The sequence below is a fragment of the Cellulomonas algicola genome (assembly GCF_003851725.1).
Lineage (GTDB): Bacteria > Actinomycetota > Actinomycetes > Actinomycetales > Cellulomonadaceae > Cellulomonas > Cellulomonas algicola.
Genome location: NZ_BHYL01000075.1, coordinates 1 through 16366 on the forward strand (window position 1 = coordinate 1; position 16366 = coordinate 16366).

Annotated in this window: 14 protein-coding genes and 1 tRNA gene; 8 read left to right on the forward strand and 7 right to left on the reverse strand. The window is 72.7% G+C overall.

What is annotated here, in order from left to right; translation table 11 throughout:
- Nucleotides 1-192: 192 nt before the first annotated feature.
- Nucleotides 193-2961: a DNA polymerase I gene (gene polA / locus CTKZ_RS05870; RefSeq protein ID WP_225916970.1), complete on the reverse strand. Its 2769-nt coding sequence runs from the start codon at nt 2959-2961 to the stop codon at nt 193-195.
- On the opposite strand from polA, the gene CTKZ_RS05875 reads away from it, so the two are divergent.
- Nucleotides 2960-3373: a PaaI family thioesterase gene (locus CTKZ_RS05875; protein WP_124342077.1), complete on the forward strand. Its 414-nt coding sequence runs from the start codon at nt 2960-2962 to the stop codon at nt 3371-3373. The two genes, polA and CTKZ_RS05875, sit on opposite strands and share 2 nt — an antisense overlap.
- Here the strand turns inward: CTKZ_RS05875 and CTKZ_RS05880 are convergent.
- Nucleotides 3289-4017, reverse strand: a complete 729-nt coding sequence (locus tag CTKZ_RS05880; protein ID WP_235843363.1) for a GNAT family N-acetyltransferase — start codon at nt 4015-4017, stop codon at nt 3289-3291. The two genes, CTKZ_RS05875 and CTKZ_RS05880, sit on opposite strands and share 85 nt — an antisense overlap.
- Before the next feature lie 312 nt (nt 4018-4329).
- Here CTKZ_RS05880 and CTKZ_RS05885 point away from each other — a divergent pair, with 312 nt between their 5' ends.
- From CTKZ_RS05885 to CTKZ_RS05900, 4 genes are read left to right on the forward strand one after another with little or no spacing between them, the layout of a single operon-like run.
- Nucleotides 4330-5763 carry a branched-chain amino acid ABC transporter permease gene (locus CTKZ_RS05885; RefSeq protein WP_124342079.1) on the forward strand — a complete coding sequence of 478 codons (1434 nt, stop codon included), beginning with the start codon at nt 4330-4332 and terminating at the stop codon, nt 5761-5763.
- Nucleotides 5764-5775: 12 nt separating this feature from the next.
- Nucleotides 5776-6762 (forward strand): branched-chain amino acid ABC transporter permease, encoded by a 987-nt coding sequence (locus tag CTKZ_RS05890; protein ID WP_124342080.1) that lies wholly within the window; start codon nt 5776-5778, stop codon nt 6760-6762.
- Nucleotides 6752-7708, forward strand: a complete 957-nt coding sequence (locus CTKZ_RS05895) for an ABC transporter ATP-binding protein (RefSeq protein WP_225916969.1) — start codon at nt 6752-6754, stop codon at nt 7706-7708. Before CTKZ_RS05890 ends, CTKZ_RS05895 begins: the two co-directional genes overlap by 11 nt.
- Entirely contained in the window at nt 7705-8586 is an 882-nt protein-coding gene (locus CTKZ_RS05900; RefSeq protein WP_225916968.1) for an ABC transporter ATP-binding protein, read from the forward strand. Before CTKZ_RS05895 ends, CTKZ_RS05900 begins: the two co-directional genes overlap by 4 nt.
- Before the next feature lie 66 nt (nt 8587-8652).
- On the opposite strand, the gene CTKZ_RS05905 is transcribed toward CTKZ_RS05900, so the two are convergent.
- Nucleotides 8653-9981, reverse strand: a complete 1329-nt coding sequence (locus CTKZ_RS05905; RefSeq protein WP_124342081.1) for a cellulose-binding domain-containing protein — start codon at nt 9979-9981, stop codon at nt 8653-8655.
- A 137-nt stretch (nt 9982-10118) separates the two neighbouring features.
- Entirely contained in the window at nt 10119-10760 is a 642-nt protein-coding gene (locus CTKZ_RS05910) for a nucleotidyltransferase family protein (RefSeq protein WP_124342082.1), read from the reverse strand.
- Between the two features lie 57 nt (nt 10761-10817).
- Between CTKZ_RS05910 and CTKZ_RS05915 the strand changes: the two genes are divergently transcribed.
- Complete coding sequence (locus tag CTKZ_RS05915) at nt 10818-11585, forward strand: endonuclease/exonuclease/phosphatase family protein (protein ID WP_124342083.1); 768 nt, start codon at nt 10818-10820, stop codon at nt 11583-11585.
- Nucleotides 11586-11831: 246 nt separating this feature from the next.
- Here the strand turns inward: CTKZ_RS05915 and CTKZ_RS05920 are convergent, their stop codons facing one another.
- Nucleotides 11832-13100 (reverse strand): ABC transporter substrate-binding protein, encoded by a 1269-nt coding sequence (locus tag CTKZ_RS05920; RefSeq protein ID WP_124342084.1) that lies wholly within the window; start codon nt 13098-13100, stop codon nt 11832-11834.
- A 197-nt stretch (nt 13101-13297) separates the two neighbouring features.
- Nucleotides 13298-13990 carry an ANTAR domain-containing response regulator gene (locus CTKZ_RS05925; RefSeq protein WP_124342085.1) on the reverse strand — a complete coding sequence of 231 codons (693 nt, stop codon included), beginning with the start codon at nt 13988-13990 and terminating at the stop codon, nt 13298-13300.
- Between the two features lie 207 nt (nt 13991-14197).
- On the opposite strand from CTKZ_RS05925, the gene CTKZ_RS05930 reads away from it, so the two are divergent.
- Nucleotides 14198-14274: transfer RNA gene (locus tag CTKZ_RS05930), tRNA-Leu, on the forward strand.
- 364 nt (nt 14275-14638) lie between these two features.
- On the opposite strand, the gene CTKZ_RS05935 is transcribed toward CTKZ_RS05930, so the two are convergent.
- Entirely contained in the window at nt 14639-15133 is a 495-nt protein-coding gene (locus tag CTKZ_RS05935) for a hypothetical protein (protein WP_124342086.1), read from the reverse strand.
- A 205-nt stretch (nt 15134-15338) separates the two neighbouring features.
- Between CTKZ_RS05935 and CTKZ_RS05940 the strand changes: the two genes are divergently transcribed.
- Nucleotides 15339-16247: a cation efflux transmembrane domain-containing protein gene (locus tag CTKZ_RS05940; RefSeq protein WP_160142841.1), complete on the forward strand. Its 909-nt coding sequence runs from the start codon at nt 15339-15341 to the stop codon at nt 16245-16247.
- Nucleotides 16248-16366: the final 119 nt, after the last annotated feature.

Here is a 16366-nt window from a genome sequence, read left to right on the forward strand (position 1 = left end):
CTCGACCGGAGTCCGCCGCGCCGACGGGGACGGACGCGGCGCACCCGTCCGGCGCGTCCGCGGACAACGCAGCGCTCGCCGAGCGCACCGCCACGCGCTGACCCGCTGACCTGCCGAGCCACCCCCGCGAGCGGACGGCGCCTGCCGCCCGCTGTCGCGGGACGCGCCGGCCCGACGCCCGCCCCTCGCCCGTCAGTGGCCGGCGTCGTGCCAGCTGGCACCGACACCGACGCTCACGTCGAGCGGCACGTCCAGCGGGCCGCCCTGCGCGGCGTCGCCCGCAGCGGCCATCTGCTCGCGCACGAGCGCCTCGACCTCGTCGCGCTCCCCCGCGGCGACCTCGAGCACGAGCTCGTCGTGCACCTGCAGGAGCATCCGCGAGGCCAGCCCCCGCCGGGTCAGCTCCCGGTCGACACCGAGCATCGACACCTTGATGAGGTCCGCCGCGCTGCCCTGGATCGGCGCGTTGAGCGCCATGCGCTCCGCGGCCTCGCGACGCTGCCGGTTGTCGCTCGTGAGGTCCGGCAGGTAGCGGCGGCGGCCCAGGATCGTCTCGGTGTAGCCCGTCGTGCGCGCGACGTCGACGACGCCCGTGAGGTAGTCGCGCACCCCGCCGAAGCGCGCGAAGTAGTCCTGCATGAGCCCCGCGGCCTCGGACACCTCGATCGACAGCTGCTGCGACAGCCCGTACGACGACAGCCCGTACGCGAGGCCGTAGCTCATCGCCTTGATCTTCGACCGCATCGCCGACGTGACCTCGTCCGTGGGCACGCCGAACACGCGCGACCCGACGTACGAGTGCAGGTCCTCCCCCGACCGGAACGCCTCGATGAGCCCCTCGTCGCCCGAGAGGTGCGCCATGATCCGCATCTCGATCTGCGAGTAGTCCGCCGTCAGCAGCGTCTCGTAGCCCTCGCCGACCACGAACGCGCGGCGGATCTGGCGGCCCGCCTCGGTGCGGATCGGGATGTTCTGCAGGTTGGGGTCCGCCGACGACAGGCGTCCCGTCGCGGCGATCGTCTGCTGGAACGTCGTGTGGATGCGACCGTCGGGCGCGACCGACCGGAGGAGCCCCTCGACCGTCTGGCGCAGGCGGATCGCGTCGCGGTGCGCCAGCAGGTGCTCGAGGAACGGGTGCTGCGTGCGCGCGAACAGGTCGGTGAGCGACGCGGCGTCGGTCGTGTACCCCGTCTTGATCCGCTTGGTCTTCGGCATGCCGAGCTGGTCGAACAGCACCTCCTGGAGCTGCTTCGGCGAGCCGAGGTTCACCTCGCGGCCGATGACCGCGTACGCGTCGGCCGCGGCGCCCTGCACCTGGCCGTCGAACGACTTCTCGAGCGACGACAGGTACGGCTGGTCGGTCGCGATGCCCGTGCGCTCCATGCGCGCCAGGACGTCGACGAGCGGCAGCTCGAGCTCGTGCAGCAGACGCTCCGCGCCGCGGTCCGCGAGGTCGCCCGCGAGCACGTCGGCGAGGTCGCGCACCGCGGAGGCGCGCACCGCGGCGCGGCGCCCCTCGTCGGTGCCGTCGAGCTCGAGGTCCAGCGCGCCCTGGCCGCCGACCTCCGCCTCCTGCGCGCCGAGCTCACGCCGCAGGTACCCGATCGCGAGGTCCGCGAGGTCGTACGCGCGCCGGTCCGGCTGGCACAGGTACGCCGCGAGCTCGGTGTCGAACGTGACGCCCGCGAGCTCCATGCCACGACCGCGCAGCGCGTGCCACGCCTCCTTCGCGGCGTGCACGACCTTCGGCCGGTCGGCGTCGGCGAGCCACGCGGCGAGCGCGGTCTCGTCGGCCGGGTCGATCTCGGCGAGGTCGAACGCGGCGGCCTGGCCGGAGTCGTCCGCGAGCGCGACGCCCCACGCGTCGCCTCCGGCGGGTGCGCCGGAGCCGCGGACGTCGAGGCCGAGCATCCGGTCGGCGCGTCCGGCGAGCCACTCGGCGAGGTCGCCGGCGCCGAGGACGGCGAGGTCGAGGGCTGCGGCGGCGACGGCGGCGGGCTTCTCGCTCTCGTCGGGGAGCATCGCGAAGAGGCGGTCGCGCAGGGTGCGGAACTCGAGCTCGTCGAGGATGGTGTGGAGGGCGTGGCGGTCCCAGGGGCGGGCGGCGAGGTCCTCGGGGCCGAGCGGGAGCTCGAGGTCGTCGACGAGGCGGTTGAGCTGGCGGTTGAGGCGGACCTGGTCGAGGTTGTCGCGCAGTGCCTCACCGGCCTTGCCGGTGACCTTGTCGGCGTTGTCGAGGATGCCCTCGAGGCCGTCGAACTGGCCGATCCACTTGGCGGCGGTCTTGGGACCGACGCCGGGGATCCCGGGGAGGTTGTCGCTGGACTCGCCGACGAGGGCGGCGAGGTCGGGGTAGCGCTCGGGCGGGACGCCGTACTTGGCCTCGACGGCGGCGGGGGTCATGCGTGCGAGCTCGGAGACGCCCTTGACGGGGTAGAGCACGGTGACGTCGTCGTTGACGAGCTGGAAGGCGTCGCGGTCGCCGGTGATGACGAGGACCTGCATGCCCTGCGCGCGGGCCTGCCGCGAGAGCGTGGCGAGGACGTCGTCGGCCTCGTAGTCGGGCTTGGTGATGACGGGGATGTGCATGGTGTCGAGCACGCGGCGGATCACGTCGACCTGGCCGCGGAAGGGCTCGGGGGTGGCGTCGCGGTTGCCCTTGTAGGCCTCGTACTGCTGCGTGCGGAAGGTCGTGCGGCCGAGGTCGAACGCGACGGCGACGTGGGTGGGCTCCTCGTCGCGCAGGAGGTTGGCGAGCATCGAGGTGAACCCGAAGACGGCGTTGGTCGGGTCGCCGGTGGAGGTCGCGAACTTGTCGACGGGGAGCGCGAAGAACGCGCGGTAGGCCATCGAGTGCCCGTCGATGAGCAGGAGCCGCGCGGGCCCGGCGGGTGCGGCCGGGGCGGTCGTGGACAGGGCGGCTGGCTGTGCGTCGCTCACGGGTGCCAACCTATCTGCCATGTCCGACACCACCGACGCGCTCGCCGCGATGCCGCCCGTCACCGGGACCCTGCTGGAGCGGATGGGGATCGAGGTGCTCGAGCTGTCCGCGGACCGCACGGTCGGCGCGATGCCGGTCGCGGGGAACACGCAGCCGTACGGGTTGCTGCACGGTGGCGCGTCGGCGGTGCTGGCGGAGACGCTCGCGTCCTACGCGGCGCAGGTCCACGCGGGTGCGGGGCGCGCGGCGGTGGGCATCGAGATCAACGCGACGCACCACCGGTCGGCGCGGTCGGGCGTGGTCACCGGGACGGCCACCGCGCTGCACCTCGGGTCGAGCCTCGCGAGCTACGAGGTGGTCGTCGAGGACGGCGACGGGCGGCGCGTCTGCACCGCGCGCGTGACCTGCATGCTGATCGACGCGCGGCGCTGAGCGGCGGCGTCGACGCGAGGCGTCGGGACGGACGGCACGGGCTCGACGAACCCGGTCGCGCGGATGCGGCCCTGGCGGCGGCGCGCGATGAGGTCCTCGATGCCGCGCGATCCTGCGCGGCGCGGCACGCCGGTGTGGGTCGCGGGCGCGAGGTCGTGCGCGAGGCGGCGCTGCAGCGCCGAGGTCGTGACGACGCGGTGCGCGGCCGCGGGGGCGAAGCCGAGCCGGGCCAGGAAGCGCTGCATGCCGCGCGCGCCGGGCAGCGGGAGCGCGTAGAGCTCGGTCGCGCCGACCTGCTCGGCGTGCGCGACGGCCTCGGCGAGCAGGGCGTGGCCGAGGCCGCGGCGGCGCGCGTCGGGCAGGACGTAGACGGCCTCGAGGTTCATGCTGACGACGTCGGTGAACGGTCCGGGGCCGACGACGCGCGCGAGGAGCAGCCCGCTGGGGACGCCGTCCACGGAGCCGAGGAGGACGAGCCCGCCGGGTGCGCCTCGGAGCGCTCCCAGCTGGTCGCGGAGGCGGTCGGCGTCGTCGGTGCACAGCTGCGCGCCCACGGCGGCCTCGCGTCGCGCCGCCAGGCAGACGGCGACGAGATCCTCGAGGTCGTCCGGGCAGGCGGCACGGACGTCGGTTCCTGGGCGCACGGCGGCGAGCCTCCAGACGGGACGAGGGGATCCGGTCGGGCGGTACCGTCCTGCCCAGGCGGCACCGGAACCGATCATGGCGCAGGGGGTCGCCACCTGCCTAGTCCCCGGAGGTCCCGGGTGAAGCCGGACCTGGACGGACGCCCAGCACGACCGCGACACGGATCACTCGATCGGCACCGGCTCTCGCGTTCACGTAATGAACAAGACACAATCCCTCCCTATCGTCCTGCCACCCGGCTGGACGACGCACGCTCGACAGCGCCGCCGAGCCACTGCTCGCGCACGACCCGAACTGGACGGAGGTCCCAGGTGCGATCACGCGCACTGGACCGCAGCGCCCTCTTGCTGCAAGCCCGGCGAACCGCCGCCCCCCTGCTCCTGCTCCTCGTCGCCGCGGCGATGCTCCTGGTCGCCCCGCCCGCCCGGGCCGGCGCGCCCGTCGCGGCCGCGACGCAGGCCTGCGTGGCCGACGCGGCGACCGGCTGCATCGTCGGCACGCTGCGCACGTCGGCGGGCGACCCCGTCACGGGTGCCGTCGTGCAGGCCGTCGGCCCCGCCGGCGAGCTCACCGCGACGTCGGACGCCACGGGACGCTGGTCCATCCCGGTCACGGAGCCCGGCGAGTACGTCGTCACGCTCGACGTCGCCACGATCCCCGCGGGCGAGGTGCTGCGCGACCCCGGCAACAACCCGCGCACCGTGCAGGTGGGCCTCGGCGCCTCTGCGGCGGCGCTGTTCCCGCTCGGGGAGCCCGCCGCGGGCGGGTCCGGCGGCGGTGACGAGCCGAGCGACGGCCCGACGCCGACCCCGGGCACCGACGACGGCGGCACGCAGTCGTCCTCGACGGGAGGCGGCGGCATCACCGCGTCGCGCGTCGCGCAGCTCACCGTCAACGGGCTGGTGTTCGGCACGCTGCTCGCGCTCGCGAGCGTCGGCCTCTCGCTCATCTACGGCACGACCGGCCTGAGCAACTTCGCGCACGGCGAGCAGGTGTCGCTCGGCGGCATCCTCGCGTACGTCGGCACGCAGCTCGTCGGGCTCCCGCTGATCCCCTCGGCGATCATCGCGGTGCTCCTCGGTGCGGCGTCGGGGTGGCTGCAGGACGCGATCCTGTGGCGGCCGCTGCGTCGGCGCGGCGTCGGCATGATCCAGCAGATGATCGTGACGATCGGTCTGTCGATGGCGATCTCGTACGTGTACCAGTTCTTCTTCGGGGCCGGTCCGCTGCGCATCGTCACCGAGACCCCGACGTCCGTGACGCTCGGACCGGTGCGCCTCACCGTCACCACGCTCTGGTCGATGCTCATCGCCGTGATCGCGCTGGCCGGGGTCGCGTACTTCCTGCTGCGGACCCGGGCCGGGCGTGCCACGCGCGCCGTCTCCGACAACCCGGCCCTGTCCGCGGCGTCCGGCATCTCCGTCAACCGCACGATCCGCCTGGTGTGGGTCATCGGCGCGGGGCTCGCGGCGCTCGGCGGCGTGCTCGTCGGCCTCTACTTCGGCGCGACGTCGTGGTACTCGGGCGGCGCGATGCTGCTGCTCATGTTCGCGGCCGTCACCCTGGGCGGCCTCGGTGCCGCGTTCGGGGCGCTCGCCGGATCGATCGTCATCGGCCTCGTCGTCGAGCTGTCGAGCCTCTGGATCCCGACCGACATGCGCTACGCGTCGGCGCTCGTGATCCTCATCCTCGTCCTGCTGGTCCGGCCGCAGGGCATCCTCGGCCGCGCGACGCGCGTCGGATAACGGAGACACACCATGGACTGGTCACGCATCCTCCCGATCGTCCTCGGCGAGTTCTTCGCGCCGACGACCGCCGCGTACGCGCTCGCCGCGATCGGCCTCAACATCCACTTCGGCCTCACCGGCCTGCTCAACATGGGCCAGGCGGGCTTCATGCTCCTCGGCGCGTACGGCTTCGCGATCGCCACGATCGCGGGCTGGCCGCTGTGGGCCGCGGTGCTCGTCGCCATCGCCGCCGCGACCGTGTTCGCGCTCATCCTCGGCATCCCCACCCTGAAGCTCCGCGGCGACTACCTCGCGATCGTCACGATCGCGGCCGCCGAGATCGTGCGCCTCGTCGGGCGCTCCACCGCCCTCACGGACCTCACGGGCGCGTCGAGCGGCCTGCGCGGCAACCAGTACAAGCACACGTTCCAGGACGCCTCACCGTTCCCCGACGGGAACTGGGCCATCGGGCCGTTCGAGTACGCGGTCAACGCGTCGAACAGCTGGTGGCTGCGCATCGTCGGCTGGGCCGTCGTCCTGCTCGCCTGCCTGCTGGTGTGGCTGCTCATCCGCTCCCCGTGGGGCCGCGTGCTCAAGGGCATCCGTGAGGACGAGGACGCCGTGCGCTCGCTCGGCAAGAACGTCTACAGCTACAAGATGCAGTCGCTCGTGCTCGGCGGCGTGATCGGTGCGGTCGCGGGCATCCTGTACGTGCTGCCACGCGCCGTCCAACCCGACTCGATGGGCCGTTCCATGACGTTCTTCGTCTGGACGATCCTGCTGCTCGGCGGCGCCGCGACGGTGTTCGGGCCCGTGCTCGGCTCGATCATCTTCTGGGCCGTGCTCGCGTTCATCAAGATCACGATGCGCGAGGTCGTCCCGACGACGGTGCTGCGCAACGAGCAGATCGAGCAGTTCGGCTGGATCATCGTCGGCGTCACGCTGATGCTGCTGATCATCTTCCGACCACAAGGCATCCTCGGCGACAAGAAGGAGCTCGCGATCAATGCCCACTGAGCCCTCTGCCGCCGTGCCGCCCGTCGCCACGCCGTCGACCGCCGCGCGGGACGCCGCCGTCGCCGCGCTGCGCGACGTCCCGCACGAGCCCGGCGCCCGCAAGCCCGACCCGATCCTCGTCGCCGACGACGTCCGCCGGCACTTCGGCGGCGTCAACGCCGTCGACGTCGACCACGTCGAGATCCAGCGCGGTGCCATCACGGCCCTCATCGGCCCGAACGGCGCCGGCAAGACGACCCTGTTCAACCTGCTCACCGGCTTCGACAAGCCCAACAGCGGGCGCTGGACGTTCGACGGGAAGTCGCTCGGCGGCGTCCCCGCCGCACGCGTCGCGCGGGCCGGCATGGTCCGCACGTTCCAGCTCACCAAGGCCCTCAACCGCATGACCGTCATCGAGAACATGCGGCTGGGCGCCACGCAGCAGCCCGGCGAGAACCTGTTCGCCGCGCTCGTCGCGCCGCTGTGGCGCGGCCGCGAGCAGGAGATCACGGCGCAGGCCGAGGAGCTCCTCACGCGGTTCAAGCTCGACACCAAGCGCGACGACTTCGCCGGCAGCCTGTCGGGCGGCCAGCGCAAGCTGCTCGAGATGGCGCGCGCCCTCATGGCGAAGCCCCGGATGATCATGCTCGACGAGCCCATGGCGGGCGTGAACCCCGCGCTCACCCAGTCGCTGCTCGGGCACATCCAGGCGCTGCGCGACGACGGCACGACCGTGCTGTTCGTCGAGCACGACATGCACATGGTCCGGCACATCTCCGACTGGGTGATCGTCATGACCGAAGGCCGCATCGTCGCCGAGGGGCCGCCCGAGTCGGTCATGCAGAACCCCGCCGTGATCGACGCCTACCTCGGCGCGCACCACGACACCGACCTCGGGGACGACGCGCTCCTCGACGACGCCGTGCTCGAGCAGCTCCGGGCCGAGGACGAGGAGGGGTCGCGATGAGCGACGCGATGGACGCCGTCACCCGGGACGACCACGACGCCGCCCCGGCCGACACGGCGGTCGCCGTCGGCGACCGGGCCGCGCTGCACCGCGGTGCGCCTCCCGGCGAGCCCCTGCTCGCGGCGACGGACCTCGTCGCCGGGTACCTGCCGGGCGTCGACATCCTCAACGGGTGCAACCTCGTGCTGCACCCCGGGGAGCTCGTCGGCATCATCGGGCCGAACGGCGCGGGCAAGTCGACGCTGCTCAAGTCGCTGTTCGGGCTCGTGCCCGTCCGCTCGGGGTCGGTCACGCTCGGCGGCGAGGCCATCACGAACCTGCGCGCCGACCACCTGGTGCGGCGCGGCGTCGGGTTCGTGCCGCAGACGAACAACGTGTTCCCCTCGCTCACGATCGAGGAGAACCTGCAGATGGGGGCCTACCAGGCGCCCCGGAAGTTCAACGAGCGGTTCGCCTTCGTCGCCGACCTGTTCCCGACCCTGGGCGAGCGCCGCAAGCAGCGGGCGGGGTCCCTGTCGGGCGGCGAGCGGCAGATGGTCGCGATGGCGCGCGCGCTCATGATGGAGCCGACGGTCCTGCTGCTCGACGAGCCGTCCGCCGGCCTGTCGCCCGTCAAGCAGGACGAGACGTTCCTGCGGACGCGGCGCATCAACAAGGCGGGCGTGTCCGTGGTCATCGTCGAGCAGAACGCCCGACGTGCGCTGCAGATCTGCGACCGCGGGTACGTGCTCGACCAGGGCCGCAACGCGTACTCCGGGCCCGGCCGGGACCTCATGCACGACCCGAAGGTCATCCAGCTGTACCTCGGCACGCTCGCGACGGACGTCGAGAGCGCGGCACGCCGGACGGACGACGCGGGTCCCGCGACGCCCGCCTGACGGGCATCCCGTCGCGACGTCCGCGGCCCGCGGGGCAGGGACTCCTCCCCCGCGGGCCGCGGCGCGTCAGAGCCCGTAGCGCGGCTTCAGGTGCCGCCACCAGTCGCGGAACATCCAGGCGTCGAACTCCGTGATGGCGGCGGCCGACCCTGCGCGCATGACGAACCGCTGCACGCCCGTCGGGGTCCAGTCGTAGAAGTCGTCCAGGCCGAACGTGTGCCCGATCTCGTGCTGCAGGATCGTCACGTCCGGGCTGTCGAGCGCACCGAGGAAGTACTCGGTGCCCATCCGCTGGCCCCAGTCCCCGCCCGCCCCGCCGCCGAACCCGTCGGTCAGCCAGAACGACTGGTCGTAGTGCCGCTCCGCCCCGCCCGGGTACCGGCCGTCCTGGTGGAAGAACCGCCCGAGCGACTCCGGGCACTGCGGGGCGTTCTCGCGGATGTCCCCGACGTACACGTCGACGGACGCGTCGGTCCACTGCAGCAGCGACCGGTCGCGCACCGCCCAGCCGACGACCCGGATGTCGACCTCCGGGTACGGCCAGCCGTTCCAGCGCGTCCCGTCGGCGTTCAGGAGCGTCGCGAACCACTTCCGGTACTGGGCCTCGTACTGCGCGTGGATGCGGTCGCGCTGCGCCGCCGTGACCGTCTTCGCGGAGTCCCACCGCACGCGCACGTTGAGGTACCCACCGTTCGCGACCACCTGGTCCCAACCGAAGTTGCGGAAGCCGTAGAGGTTGCCGCTGTTGTACGTCTGCTCCTGGTGCCGCCACACCTCGTCGAGGGGTGTGACGAGCGCGGCCGGCGGGTTCCAGACGGTCGGCGCCGTCGTCGGGGTGGGCGTGGGCGTCGGCGTGCGGGTCGGCGAGGGCGTGGGGCCGGGCGTGACGGTCGGCGTGGGCGTGGGGGTGCGCGTCGCTGTCGGCGTCGGTGTCGGGGTGGGTGACGTGGTCGGGGTGGGCTGGCCGGCCACCGTGCACGTGACCCCGTTCAGCCGGACGTCCGCGGGTGGCGGCGTCCGGCCGTTGTGCGTCGCGTTGAAGCCGACGGTCCACGTCTCCCCCGCCGCGAGGCGCTGCTTCCAGGCGGGCGCGCGGGCGGTGACCGCCGTGCCGCTCGTCGTGAGGTCGGCGTTCCAGCCCTGCACGAGGTTCTCCCCGGCGGTGAACGTCCAGGTGAGCTGCCAGCCGTCGACGGGTCGGTCGACGGTGACGGCGAGGTCGCCGGTGAAGCCGGTGCCCCACGACGACGCGACCGCGTAGCGGGCGGTGCAGCCCGCTACGGCCGAGGCGGAGGTGCCGGGCACGACGGCGCCTGCGGCGGCGAGCAGGGCGACGGCCCCGGCCGTGACGGCGCGGGCGGTGGCCCGTGGGCGGGTGGGTCGAAGGTGCGGCATGACGCTCCAGACGTCGGGCGACCGGCGTCGCGCGTGCGGTCGCAGCGGGTGCAGGAGCGGCACGCTAGTGACGTCGAAGCGCTTCCGTCTCCGGCCTGAACCCTTTCAGGTCCGCTTTCGTCGGCGCGTCCCGCGTGTCATGCCGGGTCGGACGACCCCGCCGCGTCCGTGCGTCCGGGCTCGACGTCGACGTCTCCGTGCGGCAGCCCGGTGATGCCCAGCTCGTCGGCGAGGAACAGAAACGCCTTGCCGTACGGGTGGTCGCGCACGTCCTGACGGACCCGGTCCCAGTCGATCTGCTCCCGCAGCGCGCGGACGATCGCCAGCAGCCGTCCGAAGTCGCACGCGTGCTCGCCGAGCACCCGCATCTTCGCCGACACGATGTCGGTGGCGCCCAGCACCGGCATCCGCACCGCCAGCACCTCGAGCTCGTCGCTGCGCTCCAGCAGCTCGCGCGTCACCGGCTGACCGACCATCCGGAACAGCACGTCCACCAGCTGCCCGTGGTGGAACGCCTTGAAGAGCCAGTTCTCCGCGGGCTGCTCGACGACCAGCCCCGCGGCCGCGATCGCGGCCTTGGCCCGGTCGACGTCCTCCTCCGTCACGGCGAAGTCCGCGTCGTGGCTCGGCTCGGGCGCGCCGCGCGCCCACGACGCGTACCCGCCGACGAGCGCGAACGGGATCTGCGCGTCCGTCAGCGCCACCGCGACGAGCCGCAGGCCGTCCTGCAGCGCCGTGCGGTCGTCCGGCGGGTTCTCGAGGGCTCCCTGCACCGTCATCGGGCCATCCTTCATCCCGCCGCGCAGACCCGCAGGTCGACGACGAGAATCGCGAGGGTGCGACTCGCGACCTTCAACATCCTGCACGGCCGGTCCACCGTCGACGGCGAGGTCGACCTCGACCGGTTCGCCGCCGCGGTGCGCGGCCTCGACGCCGACGTGCTCGCCCTCCAGGAGGTCGACCGCGACCAGCCCCGCTCGCACGGCGCCGACCTCACGGTCGTCGCGGCCGACGCGATGGGAGCGCCCCACCACCGGTTCGTCGCGACGCTGCACGGCGAGCCGGGCCTCTGGACGGCGGCGACGGGCGACCGCGAGCCGTCGGCCGCCCGGTACGGCATCGCGCTGCTGAGCCGGCACCCGGTCCGCGAGTGGCGCGTCCTGACGCTTCCCACGCTGCGTCGCCGCGCTCCCGTGCGGTGGCCCGGGGAACGGTGGCCGACGCTCGTGCGGGACGAGCCGCGCGCGGCGCTCGCCGCGGTCGTCGACGGGCCCGCGTTCACGCTGACCGTGGTCGCGACCCACCTCACGTTCATCCCCGGCTGGAACGTCCGGCAGCTGCGGCACCTCGTGGGGCAGGTGCAGCCGCTCCCCCGCCCTCTCGTGCTCATGGGCGACCTCAACCTCGAGCCGGACCGGCCGCAGCGTGCGACCGGCATGCGGCCGCTGGCGACCGTCCCGACGTACCCCGTGGGCGTCCCGGAGCGCCAGCTCGACCACGTGCTCGCCGACGGGCCGCTCCACGTGTCCCGGCCGGCCGTCTCGGTCGACACCGGCCTCTCCGACCACCGCGCCCTCGTCCTGGACGTCGCGCTGCCCGCCTGAGCCGGGAGGACCCTGGCCCGCCCTGACGAGCCCTGACGGGTCCTGACGGGTCCTGACGGCCCACGGGACGCGCTGGAGGTCGCATCGAGGCCACCGGGCGTGCTGGTCGGAGCGAGGCGGCCTCCGGGCGCACAGGACGGCCCAGCAGGACGCGCGGGCGCGAGGAACGGCCGAGGGGCCGGCGCGGCTCGTGCCGCACCGACCCCTCGGTCACGTCCGACGGGCGAGCGCCCGTCAGGTCTGCGTTCAGCCGACCTCGCCGAACTCCGACTTCGTGAACGTGTACTTGTTGTCCGCACCGAAGGTGTAGACACCGATGTACGCGGACGACGGGTCGTTGTCCGCGTTGAACGGACCGACGCCCGAGACGGCCTCGTAGTCGATGTCCTTGCCGTCGTCGAGCAGCTTGACGCAGTCGGCGAACGTGTCGCACTTCTCGCCACCGTCGGCACCCGAGACCGCGGCCAGGTTGGCCTGGATGGTCTCACCGTCGGTGTCGCCGCCCTTCACCGCGGCGAGCGCGGCGAGGATCGTGGCGTCGTACGACTCGGCGGCGTACGAGTAGTCGCTCAGCGAGTCGTTGACCTCGGCGAGCCGGGCCTGGAACTCCTCGCTCGGGAACGCACCGGGCAGGGTGCCCTGGGCACCCTCGAGCAGACCGGCCTGGAACTCCTCGCCGAACTGCGTGAGGTTGCCGTCGACGAAGTAGACCTTCGACATGTCGTAGCCCTGCGCGGCCAGCTCGCTGATGATGAGCGGCGTCTGCGTGGTGAACGCGATGATCGCGATCGCGTCCGGCCCGGCCGCCAGCGCGTTGCTGACGATCGAGGTGTAGTTCGTCTCGTTCGGGTCGAACTCCTGGCCGGCGGAGCCGTACGCGAGGGTCGCGCCCGAGTCCGTGACGACCTTCTCGACGACGTCGCGCAGCGACGTGCCGTAGTCGTCGTTGAAGACGAGGATGCCGGGGTTCACGGCGCCGTCCCCGAGGATCAGGTTGGCGAGCGCAGAGCCCTGGACGGTGTCCGGCGGGGCGGTGCGGAAGTAGAAGTCGTTCGTGCCGGACAGGTCCGTCGCCGTGTTGGCGGGCGAGATCTGCACGATCTTGGCGCCGGTGATGTCGTCGATGACGTTGCGCGTCACCGAGGACGACGCGGCACCGACGATGACCGAGACGTCCTGGCTGATGAGGTCCTGCACCGACTGGGTGGCGACCTCGGCGTGCTCGGCGTCCGAGGAGTCGGTGTGCACGGCCTCGACGTCCGAGCCGAGGACCCCGCCTGCTTCGTTGATGTCCTTGACCGCGAGGTCGACGCCGGCGATCTCGGGCGGGCCGAGCTGCGCGAGCGAGCCGGTCTGCGGCAGCAGCGTGCCGATCTTGAGCGCGGCGGCCGAGTCGGAGCCGCCGTCGGTCGCGTCGTCGCCGCTGTCGCCGTCCCCGCCGCTGCACGCGGCGAGGATCAGCGCGGCAGCGCCCGCCAGGGCTGCGGCCCTGACTGCGTGTGTCGAACGAATCATGCGTGGTACCCCTCTTGTCGAGTACTGCGTCCCGCCGATCCCTGGTGAGGATCGGTGCAGTGTGGCGCGAAGGTAACCAGTCTTTGTATCCGGGATGTGAATGTCTCTGTCTCAGGGCATGTTTGTTGCAGAGTTGTGACAAAAGCGAGGCCGGCCGAGCGTGATGCTCGACCGGCCTCGTGACCGTGGGGCGGGCGTCAGGACGCGCCGCCGCCGACCTGCTCGATGACGGCGTCGGCGACCTCGCGCATGGTGAGGCGGCGGTCCATCGACGTCTTCTGGATCCAGCGGAACGACTCGGGCTCGGTGAGGCCCATCTTGGTCATGAGCAGGCCCTTCGCGCGGTCCACGCGCTTGCGGGTCTCGAACCGCTCGGCGAGGTCGGCGACCTCGGACTCGAGCGCGCTGATCTGCGCGTACCGCGAGATGGCGATCTCGACCGCGGGCAGCAGGTCGGCCGGGCTGAACGGCTTGACGACGTACGCCATCGCGCCGGCGTCGCGCGCACGCTCGACGAGCTCGGTCTGCGAGAACGCGGTGAGGAGCACGACGGGCGCGAGGTGGGCCTTGCCGATGCGCTCGGCCGCCGAGATGCCGTCGAGGACCGGCATCTTCACGTCCATGACGACGACGTCGGGCTTGAGCTCCGTCGCGAGGGCGACCGCCTGCTCACCGTCACCGGCCTCGCCGACGACGTCGAAGCCCGCGTCGCGCAGCGTCTCGACGACGTCCATGCGGATGAGGGCCTCGTCCTCGGCGACGACCGCGCGGCGCGCCGGGCGCCCCGTGGTGCTGCTCGCGGGCTCGGGGGCGGGCTCCGCCGCCGGGGCCGCGCTCGGCAGGTCGAGGGGGGTCGCCTCGGTGGGCTCGGGGGTCTCGTCCGTGGTCACGGTGCACAGCGTAGTCGCCGTGGGTGGGCGGGTTGCGGGCAACCGGCGCTGTGACGTACGCCGCAGCAGGTGGGCGCGTCGGCGGCGGTGCTCACGGAGGCGGTGCGTCGTGGGTCGCGACGCGGTCGGCCCGTGTGTCGCGGCGGTGTCCGCGTGCTGGTGACGCCCGGTCGGACGGGTGCGGTTCGCGTCTATCCTGGCGGCCTGGCCCCGATAGCCCAACCGGCAGAGGCGTTCGGCTCAAACCCGATCCAGTGTGGGTTCGAATCCCACTCGGGGCACCACATCTGGACACCTCCAGAGCCATCAGGGCGCTCCCGGAGCGTCCCGGGCGGCCTGTGAGGCATCTGGACGGCCGCCCGTCAGCACATCGCGTGTGCGTGGCCCTGGCGGATAGGCGTGGCCGCGCGCATCGCTGCAGCAACGCGGGTCCCACTCGGTCGAGCGCACCGGGTCTCTAAGACATGGAGCGCGGCAGCAGCCCTGAGCACGTGAGCCGGCGGGTACACCTCGACACCCCTCGTGTCGCACTCGCCGCCTGAGACCCGCTGCCACCTACGCGTCGCAGAGCCGACCCTCAGTCCAGCGAGGTGGTCATGAGGTCATTGGCGCACGATCACTCTGCCAGGCCTTCGCCTCGGTCAGCCGTCAACGGCCGTCGCGAGCCGCCTGGCGTCGCGCGCCGGCGGCCTGGGACGAGGCGTCGCGCTTGGCGCCCCCGGTCGTCTGCTGATGATCGCGGGCGACCCCCGGACCGGAGCCTGTGCCCATTGGCCCCTCGCTGGCGGGGCCGGTGGACCGGCCGGCCTGCGCGGCAGCCAGCCGCTCTTGCTTGAGCTCCTCGGCCGCTGCCCTGGCCAGCACCGCCAACCGGTCGCTGACCTGGGCGAGCACGTCCTCGAAGATCTCGGCTTTCTGCGCCGCCCGGGTGTTCTTGGGTCGTGCGGCCCCGCGGCCGCCGTGGTCCTGCACCCCGGCGGCGGCCTGGCGGCGGTAGTTCTTCTGGTACTTCTTGCGTGCGCGGCGGACCCGTTGGTGCAGCGTCAGCAGCTCGTCCTCGTCGAGGTGATCCATCCGCGCCGGTTCGGTCTCCCGCACCAGGTCGCGCTCCTCGGAGTTGAGGACGCTGAGCAGCTCGTTCATCGGGACTCCGGTCTGGTGGTCCGTGCCGTTCCTGTCGCTGTGATCGACCGTAGCGCGTTGAGCCCGCCTCGACCTGGCGAGATCGGTAGGTTGACGGGTCAGGAGGCATCGATGGGGGCACCGTGCGGATCGGCCGGCGACTGGTCGTCGCGACGACGGTGGTGACCTCGGCGCCGGCCGTGGTCCGGTTCGGGCGCTGACTCCCGTGGCCGACGTCGACGCCAAGAAGGTCGAGCGTCGAGCACTGGTCGGGTCGATCGTCGGCGCGTCTGTGATCGGGGCTGCGGCGCTCGTCTGGGGCGTCGTGGCGCAGTCCCGGGTGCTGCTCTTCGACGGCGCTTTCGTCCTCCTCGGGATCGTGTTGTCCGCGCTGTCCCTCGCTGCGTCCCGGGCTGCGGCGATCGCGCCGAGCGCCCGCTTCCCGTTCGGTCGGCAGGCGGTGACCCCGATCGCGATCGCGATCCAGGGCGCCGCGCTGCTCGGGACGCTCGTCTACGCGGCCGCGGACGCTGTCGCGATCATCCTGGCCGGAGGCTCCGACGTCGCTGCCGGCACTGTCGTCGCCTACGGGCTGCTGTCGATGGTCTGCTCGATCGGCCTGGTCCGCTGGCTCAGGCGCACCGCGCCCGCCTCCGACCTTGTGGTCGCCGAGGTCGCCCAGTGGCGCGCCGGAGCCCTGCTGAGTCTCGTCTATGCGGCGGGCGCGGGAGTGGCCCTGCTCCTGGCCGTCTGGTCGCTCGACGACGTCGTGCGCTACGTCGACCCGGGGCTCGTGCTCCTGGCCTGCGTGGTGCTCGTGCCGATCCCCCTGCGGCTGTTGCGGGCGGCCGGGCTCGAGCTCATGGAGGCCGCCCCGCCCACCGAGATCGCCACCAGGATCGACCGCGCTGTCGAAGAGGTTCGCGCCGAGTTCGACCTGCCCAGTCCTGTCGTCCGCGCGACCAAGCTCGGCGAGCGGCTCTACGTCGAGATCGACTTCGTCGTGGCAGCCGGCGGGTGGGACGTCTCCGGTGAGGACCGGGTCCGCCGCGCACTCCTCGGACGACTCGAGACGCTCGGCTACGAGCTCTGGGCCAACGTCGAACTCACTACCGACCCCGAGCTGGCGGCCTAGCTGTACTGACCCGCTGCGTTGTTGACTCGGTCGATGGGGCGTTGGCCGCCGATGCCGAGGTGGGGTCGGTCCAGGTTGTAGTGCTCGAGCCAGGTGGGCAAGAGTGCGGCACGTTCGTC

Coding starts and splice junctions, on each gene's coding strand:
- polA (WP_225916970.1), bottom strand. CDS start 2,961: ATGGCAGATAGGTTGGCACCCGTGAGCGACGCACAGCCAGCCGCCCTG.
- CTKZ_RS05910 (WP_124342082.1), bottom strand. CDS start 10,760: ATGACGGTGCAGGGAGCCCTCGAGAACCCGCCGGACGACCGCACGGCG.
- CTKZ_RS05935 (WP_124342086.1), bottom strand. CDS start 15,133: ATGAACGAGCTGCTCAGCGTCCTCAACTCCGAGGAGCGCGACCTGGTG.
- CTKZ_RS05895 (WP_225916969.1), top strand. CDS start 6,752: ATGCCCACTGAGCCCTCTGCCGCCGTGCCGCCCGTCGCCACGCCGTCG.
- CTKZ_RS05920 (WP_124342084.1), bottom strand. CDS start 13,100: ATGATTCGTTCGACACACGCAGTCAGGGCCGCAGCCCTGGCGGGCGCT.
- CTKZ_RS05875 (WP_124342077.1), top strand. CDS start 2,960: ATGTCCGACACCACCGACGCGCTCGCCGCGATGCCGCCCGTCACCGGG.
- CTKZ_RS05890 (WP_124342080.1), top strand. CDS start 5,776: ATGGACTGGTCACGCATCCTCCCGATCGTCCTCGGCGAGTTCTTCGCG.
- CTKZ_RS05900 (WP_225916968.1), top strand. CDS start 7,705: ATGAGCGACGCGATGGACGCCGTCACCCGGGACGACCACGACGCCGCC.
- CTKZ_RS05905 (WP_124342081.1), bottom strand. CDS start 9,981: ATGCCGCACCTTCGACCCACCCGCCCACGGGCCACCGCCCGCGCCGTC.